Annotated in this window: 10 protein-coding genes; 4 read left to right on the top strand and 6 right to left on the bottom strand. The window is 69.2% G+C overall.

The window, feature by feature from the left end; genetic code table 11:
* Positions 1–42 precede the first annotated feature (42 nt).
* Both P0W64_RS20640 and P0W64_RS20645 read left to right on the top strand, forming a co-directional pair.
* Positions 43–705: a TetR/AcrR family transcriptional regulator gene (locus P0W64_RS20640; protein ID WP_275482060.1), complete on the top strand. Its 663-nt coding sequence runs from the start codon at positions 43–45 to the stop codon at positions 703–705.
* A 52-nt stretch (positions 706–757) separates the two neighbouring features.
* Complete coding sequence (locus P0W64_RS20645) at positions 758–1,414, top strand: methyltransferase domain-containing protein (protein WP_275482061.1); 657 nt, start codon at positions 758–760, stop codon at positions 1,412–1,414.
* On the opposite strand, the gene P0W64_RS20650 is transcribed toward P0W64_RS20645, so the two are convergent.
* The 3 genes from P0W64_RS20650 to P0W64_RS20660 are packed head-to-tail and all read right to left on the bottom strand — an operon-like array spanning position 1,400 to position 3,896.
* Positions 1,400–1,918 (bottom strand): nitroreductase family protein, encoded by a 519-nt coding sequence (locus P0W64_RS20650; protein ID WP_275482062.1) that lies wholly within the window; start codon positions 1,916–1,918, stop codon positions 1,400–1,402. The genes P0W64_RS20645 and P0W64_RS20650 overlap by 15 nt on opposite strands.
* A gap of 8 nt (positions 1,919–1,926) precedes the next feature.
* On the bottom strand, positions 1,927–3,159 hold the full coding sequence (locus P0W64_RS20655) for a hypothetical protein (protein ID WP_275482063.1): 1,233 nt from the start codon (positions 3,157–3,159) through the stop codon (positions 1,927–1,929).
* A 56-nt stretch (positions 3,160–3,215) separates the two neighbouring features.
* Positions 3,216–3,896 (bottom strand): hypothetical protein, encoded by a 681-nt coding sequence (locus P0W64_RS20660; protein WP_275482064.1) that lies wholly within the window; start codon positions 3,894–3,896, stop codon positions 3,216–3,218.
* A gap of 210 nt (positions 3,897–4,106) precedes the next feature.
* Here P0W64_RS20660 and P0W64_RS20665 point away from each other — a divergent pair, with 210 nt between their 5' ends.
* Positions 4,107–5,372: an aspartate kinase gene (locus P0W64_RS20665; protein WP_275482065.1), complete on the top strand. Its 1,266-nt coding sequence runs from the start codon at positions 4,107–4,109 to the stop codon at positions 5,370–5,372.
* 2 nt (positions 5,373–5,374) lie between these two features.
* Positions 5,375–6,400: an aspartate-semialdehyde dehydrogenase gene (locus P0W64_RS20670; RefSeq protein WP_275482066.1), complete on the top strand. Its 1,026-nt coding sequence runs from the start codon at positions 5,375–5,377 to the stop codon at positions 6,398–6,400.
* Positions 6,401–6,457: 57 nt separating this feature from the next.
* On the opposite strand, the gene P0W64_RS20675 is transcribed toward P0W64_RS20670, so the two are convergent.
* Genes P0W64_RS20675 through P0W64_RS20685 form a run of 3 tightly spaced genes read right to left on the bottom strand, consistent with a single transcriptional unit; the run spans position 6,458 to position 10,211 of the window.
* A complete protein-coding gene (locus tag P0W64_RS20675; protein WP_275482067.1) occupies positions 6,458–7,987 on the bottom strand; it encodes a glycosyltransferase family 39 protein in 1,530 nt (509 codons plus the stop codon).
* 53 nt (positions 7,988–8,040) lie between these two features.
* Positions 8,041–9,576: a glycosyltransferase family 39 protein gene (locus P0W64_RS20680; RefSeq protein ID WP_275482068.1), complete on the bottom strand. Its 1,536-nt coding sequence runs from the start codon at positions 9,574–9,576 to the stop codon at positions 8,041–8,043.
* Entirely contained in the window at positions 9,573–10,211 is a 639-nt protein-coding gene (locus P0W64_RS20685; protein ID WP_275482069.1) for a TetR family transcriptional regulator, read from the bottom strand. The genes P0W64_RS20680 and P0W64_RS20685 overlap by 4 nt, the downstream gene beginning before the upstream one ends.
* Positions 10,212–10,290: the final 79 nt, after the last annotated feature.

Here is a 10,290-nt window from a genome sequence, read left to right on the forward strand (position 1 = left end):
GGCGCGGTCAGTGCCGGTCAATCGAGATGTTCGGGAGCGTGGATGGCGAAGCTCACCCGCGAGGCGATCGTGGCGGAGGCGGTATCGCTCGCCGACCACGGAGGCCTCGATGCGGTATCGATGCGACGTATCGCGGACGCTCTCGGCGCAGGGGTCATGTCGCTCTACCGGCATGTCCCGGACAAGGACACACTTCTGGTCGAGATGGCGACCGCGGTGGGACGCGACTTCACCTATCCCGACGCCCGGCTGGGCGATCCGGATTGGCGTGGCCGCGTGCGGCTCGCCGCTGAGGTCGATCTGGAACTCTACTTGCGGCACCCGTGGGTCCTGCTGGCGCACGCCGCGCCCCGCGTCTCCGCGAGTGAGCCGAGCGTGCGCTGCTTCGACTGGCTGGTCGAGGCCCTGGTCCATCTCACGGGTGACGTGCCCGCAGCCGCCGACTGCGCGCTTCAGGTGTGGTCGCTGATCCCGGGCATCGCGATCGGTGCGGTGGGCGCGGAGCTGCTCGCCCCGGGGTCGGGCGGTGAGTCGGGTTTCCTGGCGGGTCTGTGCGACAACGAGTTCGCCGCGCGGCTGCCGCGGATGGCCGAGCTCGGCGCGCGGACCGAGTTGGGCGAGCCCCGCGCCCTCCTCGCGCGCGCGATCGACGCCCTGTGCGACGGGTTCGTGTCACGAGCCGGGCCCCGCCAGGACCGTGCTTAGCGGGATCGGCGGCGTCGGGCCCGGTCGGTAGGTTTCCCGATAGGGTTCGATCATGCGCTTCTCCCCACGTACCGCCTGGCTGCGCACCGTCGGAAAGCAACTAGGTCACCCTTCTGGACCCCTCGGTGCCGTTGTTGCGCGCGTTCTCAACAGGGGCAACCGAGGCCCCATCGCCGCGGCGATCGCAGAGCTGGAGTTGACGGGCACGGAGACGGTCGCGGACGTCGGGTTCGGCGGTGGGATCGGACTCGACCTCCTGCTGGCCGGGCTAGGCGGCGGACTGGTTCACGGCGTCGACCCCTCGACCGCGATGATCGAGCGAGCCCGTAAGGCGCACGCCTCGGCGCTCACCGCCGGGAGGCTCACGCTCCACGAGGGCACGATGGAACAGCTCCCGTTCGGCGACGGCGCCCTCGATGGCTGGATCACCCTCAATACCGTGTACTTCGCCCCCGATCTGGCGGCAGCGGCCCACGGTCTGCGTCGCGTCCTCACACCCACAGGGCGCGGCGTCGTCGGTATCGCGGATCCGGACTGGATGGGGCGCCAGGCCTTCACGCAGCACGGGTTCAGGCTGCGGCCGGTCGACGACATCATTGCTGCGCTGGAGGTTGCCGGCTTGGAGGTGGAGCGCCGCACCTTCGACGACCCACGTGCAACGGAGCCGTTCAACCTGCTGGTGTGCCGGGTCGCGTCACGAACCGGGTGAACGCAGCTCGAACATCACGTCGGAGAGCGGCATGCGAGTGCGAGTCGGAGCATCCTCCGGCGCGGGCGCGCCGATCGCGACCATCACCATCGGCCGGTAGCCGTCACCGATCCCGAACGTCTCGCGTACTAGGTCGGGGTAGAAGCCGGCCATCGGATGTGCCACCAGGCCGAACGCCACCGCCTGCAGGATCAGCTGCGAAGTGGCGAGCCCGGCGTCGACGTCGGCGTATCGGTCGGGTCGCTGCTCGGCGCGCACCTCGGTACAGACCAGGACTAGCGCGCCCGCGTCGCGCGCCCACGCGTTGCCCCTGCGCAACGCCGATGCGAGCGCGTCGAATTCGGCGTCGCCCCGGAGGCCCGCAGCGAACCGCACAGGCTGCGCCCCGCCCCAGGTCGGCGCCCAACGCGCGGCGTCGAGGATGTCGGTCAGCTGGTCGCGCGTCACGGGCGTGGCGGGATCCAGTGCGCGGGTGGATGCGCGCCGCTCGAACAACTCGTGCACGGCTCCTCCTACATCGCGTGCGGGTACACGCTGATCATGTGTGCTCCATACCAGGAGGTCACGACGACTATTGCAACGCACGACCACACCTGCACCGCGCGGGAGCGGCGCGCCAGCCCGATCGCGATGGGGATGAGCAGCACGAACGCGGGCAGCAGCAGGCGCGGTCGCGAGATCATCAGCCCGCCGGAGCCGAGGAGCGATATGACCACGAGCGTTCCGTACAGCGCGACCGGCCACGGCATCCGCGCGCGGAGCGCGATCACCATGAGCACCACCGACGCCGCGAGCAGGCCCACGGTCGACAGGTCCGCGACATCCGAGCCGTTGATCAGCGTGTAGTTGACGAATTGGAAGGTCTGCCGCCCCAGGTCGAAGGTGGTTCCCCAGCCCTCGGTCTGCACGCGGAACCAGCCGTTCAGCTCGCCGGTATGGTGCGCGACCACCAGTAGCCAGGTGATCCATCCGACCGGGGCCATGAGTAACGCGGCGGCGGCGCGGGCGCGTTCTCGCGGATCGGGCTCGCTGTCGGGATCCGAGAGCCACCTACTCCACCCGCACACGGCGGCCAGCGCGGCCAGCATCACGACGCCTATCAGCACCACGGACGTGGGGCGGCACAGCCCGGCCAGCATGGTGCACGCACCCGCGAGCAGCCACCGTCGTTCCAGGACGAAGACGAGTGCCCAGCCGGCCAGCGCGCAGTACAGCGCCTCCGTGTACGCCATGGTCAGGACGATCGCCATCGGAGCTGCGGCGAACAGCACCGTCGTGAGCAGGGCCGCGTTCTCCGCGTGCCGTTCCGACACGTGCGGCATGGCCCGCACACAGAGGCGGCCGAGACGATAGGCGGCGACGGCGGCGGCGCATCCGAGCAGCAGGTTCACCAGCAGCCCGGCGCGGAACGCGTTGAGGCCCGGGATCGCCGCGACGACGTGCACGAGCATCGGATAGCCCGGGAAGAACGCGTACGCCGTGTCCTGGGTATGGATCCCGCGGGCGTCGACGAACCGCCACGGCATGTCGTTGTAGCCGAATGTCGCGAGCCCGATCATCCATTTGCCGTCCCACACGGCGAGGAGATCGGGGAAGTACTGGTGCCGCAGCTGCGCGAAGCGCGCGAGGACGCCGAGTCCGATGCCGCGAATCGCGAGGAACACGAGGATCGGTATCCATACGTCGCGGGTGCGCTCTGCGAGACCCGCGCCTCCGACGCGCTCCTGGGCAGCCCGGTTCGACACGGACGGCATCGTACCGGCGCTCGTCGCAGGCGAGGTGAACGGAGCGCCCCCGGCGTCTATCGGCTCACCCGCTGGATGGCGCACGCGGCACGGCCGGGACCGGAGTCCTCGGAGAGCTCACGGCCGTCGACGGAGATCGAGCAACTGACGGTGCCCTGTCCTACGACGATGAGTGACATGCGGCCGTTGGGGATCGTGCCCGAGCCGTTCCATGTCCAGGGCATTGCGGTCGCGGACGGGACGGAGGTTCCGCTGAGGCCGGCGATGGCGATCCGCGCGTCGGAGCCACCGTCGGCGGACAGCGTCAGAGCGACGGGTGAGTTCGATACCGCGCCCGGTGTCCCCGGCGCGTCCGTCGGGGTGGTGGTCGCGAAGCCGTCCGAGACCGTTGCGCCGCCCGTGCCGGTGGCACCGGGAGCCGGGGTCGCCGTGGGGGCGTCGGCTGTCGTGGTGGAGAACGACGGTGTCGTCGTCGTGGTCGCCTGGTCGGACGCCGAACCCTTGTGTGCGATCAGCGCGATCGTGGCGACAACGGCCACGATCAGCACCACGGCACCGGCGATCAGGCCGATGAGGGGCCCACGACGCTTAGGCGGCTGCGGAACCGGATAACCGGGAGGACGCTGCTGGTACGGACCCTGCTGGTACGGGCCCTGCTGATATGGGCCCTGCTGATATGGGCCCTGCTGATATCGCCCGTTCTGATACGGCCCCTGGGGGCCTCGGCCCTGGTTCATCGCGTCCTCCGCCTCATGACTACCGCCCCACGCTCGCAGACGCCGCCTGACATCCCCTTATCGTCCTCTTGCCCGGGTGACGTCTCCATCGTCGCCCCCGCGGCTCCCGGCCTGCAAGACGGCGGCGCCCGAGGACGCCCAGATGCCGTAACGACCGGCTGCCGTACGATGATCGGCGCAGATAATCGACAAATTAGGAGGACCACCGACGTGGCACTCGTCGTCCAGAAGTACGGAGGCAGCTCTGTCGCCTCCGCTGAACGCATCCGCCGGGTGGCCGAACGAATAGTCGAGACGAAGCGCGCCGGGAACGACGTCGTCGTGGTCGTCTCCGCGATGGGCGACACCACGGACGAGCTACTCGACCTGGCGAATCAGGTCTGTCCCGCGCCGCCCGCGCGCGAGATGGACATGCTGCTCACGTCGGGCGAGCGGATCTCGAACGCACTCGTCGCCATGGCCATCGCGTCGCTCGGTGCCGAGGCTCAATCGTTCACCGGTTCGCAAGCGGGTGTGATAACCACCAGCCGGCACGGCGCCGCCAAGATCATCGACGTGACCCCGGGCCGGGTGAAGTCGGCGATCGCCGAGGGCAAGATCGTCCTCGTCGCCGGCTTCCAGGGCGTGTCGCAGGACACCAAGGACGTCACGACTCTCGGACGCGGAGGCTCCGACACGACCGCCGTCGCCCTCGCGGCGGCGCTCGAGGCGGACGTCTGTGAGATCTACACCGACGTGGACGGGATCTACACCGCGGACCCGCGGATCGTGCCCGACGCCCGCCACCTCGACGCCGTCTCCTTCGAGGAGATGCTGGAGATGGCGGCCTGTGGCGCCAAGGTGTTGATGCTGCGCTGCGTGGAATACGCGCGCGCTTACAACGTTCCCGTACATGTGCGCTCGTCGTACTCGACCAAGCCCGGCACCATCGTGTCCGGATCTATGGAGGACATCCCCGTGGAAGAGGCAATTCTCACCGGAGTCGCCCACGACCGCAGCGAGGCCAAGATCACCGTCGTCGGCCTCGACGACAAGCCGGGCTACGCGGCCAAGGTGTTCCGCGCCGTGGCGGACGCCGAGATCAATATCGACATGGTGCTGCAGAACGTGTCGAAGGTGGATACGGGCAAGACCGACATCACCTTCACGCTGCCGCGCGAGCTGGGGCCGGTAGGCGTCAAGAAGCTCGAGGCGCTGCGCAACGAGATCGGATTCGAGCACGTGCTCTACGACGATCACATCGGCAAGGTCTCGCTCGTGGGCGCGGGCATGCGCTCGCACCCCGGCGTCACCGCGACGTTCTGCGAGGCGCTGTCCAAGGCCGGCATCAATATCGAGCTGATCTCCACTTCGGAGATCCGGATCTCGGTACTGTGCCGCGACTCGGACCTGGACAAGGCCGTCAAGGTGCTGCACGAAGCTTTCGATCTCGGCGGCGAGGAAGAGGCCACCGTCTACGCGGGAACGGGGCGATAGCCGTGGGCGTACGAGTAGGAGTAGTCGGTGCGACCGGTCAGGTCGGTGCCGTCATGCGCAAGCTGCTCGCCGAGCGGGACTTCCCTATCGACGAGTTGCGCTTCTTCGCGTCCGAGCGTTCGGCCGGTAGGAAGCTCGAGTTCGCGGGGCGTGAGATCCTCGTCGAGGATGCGACGACCGCGGACCCGGCAGGCCTCGACATCGCGCTGTTCAGCGCGGGCGGGACGATGTCGAAGGTGCAGGCACCGCGGTTCGCTGCGGCAGGCGTGACCGTGATCGACAACTCGAGTGCGTGGCGCAAGGATCCCGATGTGCCGCTCGTCGTCTCCGAGGTCAACCCCGAGGAGGCGAAGAATCCCAAGAAGGGGATCATCGCCAACCCGAACTGCACCACGATGGCTGCGATGCCGGTGCTCAAGCCGCTGCACGACGAGGCCGGGCTGCGCCGGCTCATAGTGTCCTCGTATCAGGCGGTCTCGGGCTCGGGCCTGGCGGGCGTCGAAGAGCTCGCTACGCAGGCACGTGCGGCCGTCGACGATGCCGAGAAGCTGGTGCACGACGGTTCCGCGGTCGATTTCCCCGCGCCGAACATGTACGTCGCACCCATCGCTTTCAACGTGCTGCCGCTGGCAGGTTCGCTGGTGGACGACGGTTCCGGCGAGACGGACGAGGACCAGAAGCTGCGCAACGAGTCACGCAAGATCCTGGGGCTCCCGGATCTGCTGGTGAGCGGCACATGCGTACGGGTACCCGTCTTCACAGGTCACTCGTTGTCGATCAACGCCGAGTTCGACCGGCCCCTGTCGGTGGAACGCGCGCAGGAGATCCTGGCGTCGGCGGCGGGGGTCAGGCTGACCGACGTCCCGACTCCGCTCGCCGCTGCGGGCATCGACGAGTCCCTGGTGGGCCGCATCCGCAAGGACCCGGGCGTACCCGAGGGGCGTGGGCTCGCGCTGTTCGTCAGCGGCGACAACCTGCGTAAGGGCGCCGCGCTGAACACCGTGCAGATCGCTGAGCTACTGGTCTGACGCAGGCATGAGAATGGCCGCCGATCGGACTCCGTCGGCGGCCCTCCTCATGCTCGCCTACATCCGCCGCATGGACGTCCACACATGCGACCAGGGCATCCGCATCTCGCAGTAGCGGATGTCGATGCCTGTAGACGCGGTGGGGAAGCCGATTCGATCGGTGCCGACGTGCTTCAGCAGGCGGCTCGACGAGCAGTACTTCGAGGCATCGTCGTCGACACCTACCCAGACCACGTGCCGGGCCGAGTCCGGTGGTTGGCGCAGCCAGGCGTATCCGCGCGAATAGCTGTACACCGTCGGCAGGCCCTGACCGTAGAAGTCCAGGGCGCCGGCCTGCCAGTACATCTCCGTGACCACGGCGTCCGGGCGAGCGGGCAGTGAGGCGACGGCGGACTCGACGTCGCGCGTGAGCTCAGGCCAGCCGAACTGTCCGTACGGGGTGGTCTGCAGCGTTGCGGCGGCCATGTTCCTCGGTGCCTGGATGTGGGACTGCCGAAGCAGCGGCAGGAAGGCGACGACGGCGACCATCCCCACTATCGCGCCCACGGCGAGCGTGACGCGTGCCCATACGCGGACGCCGCCGTCACCGCGCTTGTGCGGCCACCGTCGGGCCAGCTCGACCGAGCCGACCGCGATGAGCGCGACGTACAGCCCGCCCGCGTAGTAGGGGCGCCCCGCGACGGCCCACACGGCGGCGGCGAGGAGCAGGAAAGTCACGGCGAGGAACCGGTACTCGCGCCAACGCGGGTCGCGAAGCAGCCACCACACCGCCGCGCACAGCAGCATCGCACCGAGCGGGCCCGCGTAGAGCAGGAGCAGTGGGACGTATAGCTCGCGACCGCCGGTCAGCGAGCCCTCGGCCGCGACCTGGCCTGTGAGCCGGAAGTACGGCCAGCCCGCGTCGGCCTGCCAGAGCAGGCCTGGCAGGGTGGCGACGATGGTGACCAGACCGCCCAGCCAGAGGGCGGGACGGCGCAGCATCTCGCGCGGTCCGGCGACGGCGACGGCCACGGCCAGCGCTACCCAGAACCCGGGAATGAGCCACTTGACCTGCATGTCCACGGCCGTCAGCAGGCCCGCGAACAACAGCAGACGGTCCTGGCGGGTGCGCACCCAGCGCACCAGTAGGAAAGTGATCGCGGCCCAGAACGGCGCGTCGACGGCGTTGGTGGCGAGCAGTTGGGACTGCAGCAGAACGAACGGCGACAGCGCGGCGACCACGGCTGTGAGGATCTGCGCACCGCGGCTGCCGCCCATTTCGCGTGCGGTGAGCGCGGCCAGCACGACGGAGAGGACGCCCAAGAGGATGCCGGGCAGCCGGAACAGGGTCAGGTGCCCGCCCCACCACGCGGCTCCCAGACGTGCGAGGAGCGGCAGTGCGGGACCCTGGTCCGCATAACTCGCACTGAGATGGCGGCCCGCGCCTATGAAGTACAACTCGTCGCCGAACAAGTGGTACCGGCTCGAGCTGAAACACGCGACCACGAAGGCGACTGCGACTATCGCGAGCATCGGTCGCCAAGGCACAGGACTGAGTACACGAGGCTCCGCCGGCGACACGGCACGGCCGTGGGTCGCGGCAAACATGCCAGACAAGCTAACACAGGACCTCGAGCGGCCGAATCTTAGCGAAGCGCAGGTCACATGTGGCGCAGGCCTTCCCAGAGCTGCGACCACGGGGCGCGGACGTGGCACAGACGGAGCTGAAGATCCGCCGAGCCGCCGGGGAAGCCGAGCCGTGGGGACACGTCGCGCAGCGGGCGGGCGTCGCGGCAGGTCGAGTCCGTATCGCGGGAGTCGCGTGAGCCGACCCATAGGACGGTCGTCGCCGCGTCCGCGGGCCGCCCCAGGTAGCCGTACCCGCGGCTCGCGCTGTAGACGGGTGGCAGCCCGCGGCCGTAGTGCTCGAGCGCGCCGGCCTGCCAATACGACTCCGTCACCACGGCCTGCGGCCGGTCGGCGGCGGGCAGGGCCTCGATCGCCGACTCCGTCGCGGAGGCCAGTTCGGTCCAGCCGAACTGGCCGAACACACTGATCTTCGTGCCCGCATCGAGCGTGGACGTCGGCGGCGCGATGTCGCTCTCCGGCGTGAACGGCAGCGACACCACCAGGACCACCGCGGACACCGCGGCGACGGGGACCGCGAGCCAGCGCACCCACGTCCTGCGGACCGCTGCGAACTCGACCGCACCCGCCGCGATCAGGACCGGGAACACGGCGGCCGGATAGTAGGGACGGCCACCCGTGATCACGAACAGCACGACCATCGCCACGAACGCGATGCCGAGGAACCGGTAGGCCCGCAGCCGCGGCGAGCGTGCCAGTGCCCACAGTCCGAACAGCACCAAGGCGAGCCCGAGAACCCCCGCCATGACGAGCATGATCGGTACGAACAGCCACCGGCCGCCCACGTATTGCATCTCGTCCGCGACCTGCGATGTGAGCTGCAGGTACGGCCAGCCGTTGCCCGCCTGCCAGACGAGTGCGGGCACCGTGGCGACGACGGCGATCGCGCCGCCGACCCACAGCAGCGGCCGACGTAGCAGGTCGCGGGGGCCGTCCGCGAGCGCCGCCCCGGCCACGCACACCCAGAACACGGGAATCAGCCACTTGACCTGCATGTCCACGGCAGTCAGCACGCCGGCCACGAGCAGCAGAGAGTCGCGCCGGGTTCGCACCCACCGCACGACGCACCACGTGATCGCGACCCACAGCGGGGTGTCGATCGTGTTCGTCGCGAGCAGCTCACCCTGCAGCAGGAGGAAGGTGGACGTCGCGTACGCGGCCGCCGCGAGGCCCTGCGCGAGCCGGGCGCCGCCCATCTCACGGGCGATCAGCGCGGCGAACACCAGCCCCGCAAGGGTCACGAGCACGGCCGGCAGCCGGAACAGGAGGAGTCCGATGCCGGGCTCCCCACTCGCGCCGAGCGTGGTGACGACACGCGCGAGCAGCGGGAGCACTGGGCCCTGGTCGGCGTAGCTCACGGACAGGTGCCGGCCGGCGCCGATGAAGTACAGCTCGTCGCCGAAGAGGTGGTAGCGGCTCGCGCCGAACGCGAGGGCCGCGGCGGAAGCCACGAATATCGCGCCCAGTACGGGCAGGTCGAGCCGCGGCAGGGTGCCCCGTGATGCGGGGCCTGTCGCGTGCGGATCAGCGGCGCGTTCGTCGGTGCTCATGCAGGCTCCTCTGGGAGAACGGTCACGGCCTGCTGATAGACCGAAATCATAAGGCGTCCATGGTGTTCGAGATCGAATCCGGGATCACGAGCGGCGCGGCCGGCGGCCGCGTCGATGCTGTCGCGGATAAGACGGCCCATCGTCGTCGCGTCGAAGTCGCCGAAGTCGCCTGACTTCTGTCCGTCGCGCAGGATCGAGACGAGGGGTGCGAGTGGGCCCGTGTCCTCGTCGGCGGACACGAAGCGCAGGCGTCCGTCCGGCTCGCGGAGGCCTAGGACCACGTCGGTCATCGCGGCGATGAACCGGCGGTTGACGTCGACGTAGTCGAGGTTGGCGGTCATGTAAGCGCGAAGGCGCGCGGCCGGCCCGTCGGCGGCTTCGACGAGGGGGCCGATGTATTCACCGGCAGACACGTAGAGCTGCACGACGACCTGCGTCATGAGGTCGTCCTTCCCGTCGAAGTGGTACGAGACCACTCCCTTGGAGATCCCGGCGTGCGCGGCGATGCGCGCGAGAGTGGCACCCGCGTAGCCGCGGTCGGCGATGACCTCGACCGCGGATGCGATGATCTGGCGCCGCCGAGCCTCTTCGATGAACGAGCGTTGCCGACCCTCGGGACCGTTTTCTGGCCGCATGGTCAGAAATTAGCACCATTGGCCAGATGACGGTAGTTACTTTGAGCCCGCCGTGGGGGCGCCGGGGGGCGGCGGGGGG

The organism is Tsukamurella sp. 8F (genome assembly GCF_029167375.1).
GTDB lineage: Bacteria > Actinomycetota > Actinomycetes > Mycobacteriales > Mycobacteriaceae > Tsukamurella.

Excerpts from the sequence above, each read along its gene's own strand:
- P0W64_RS20640 (WP_275482060.1), top strand. The coding sequence starts at position 43 with ATGGCGAAGCTCACCCGCGAGGCGATCGTGGCGGAGGCGGTATCGCTC.
- P0W64_RS20645 (WP_275482061.1), top strand. The coding sequence starts at position 758 with ATGCGCTTCTCCCCACGTACCGCCTGGCTGCGCACCGTCGGAAAGCAA.
- P0W64_RS20660 (WP_275482064.1), bottom strand. The coding sequence starts at position 3,896 with ATGAACCAGGGCCGAGGCCCCCAGGGGCCGTATCAGAACGGGCGATAT.
- P0W64_RS20675 (WP_275482067.1), bottom strand. The coding sequence starts at position 7,987 with ATGTTTGCCGCGACCCACGGCCGTGCCGTGTCGCCGGCGGAGCCTCGT.
- P0W64_RS20680 (WP_275482068.1), bottom strand. The coding sequence starts at position 9,576 with ATGAGCACCGACGAACGCGCCGCTGATCCGCACGCGACAGGCCCCGCA.
- P0W64_RS20685 (WP_275482069.1), bottom strand. The coding sequence starts at position 10,211 with ATGCGGCCAGAAAACGGTCCCGAGGGTCGGCAACGCTCGTTCATCGAA.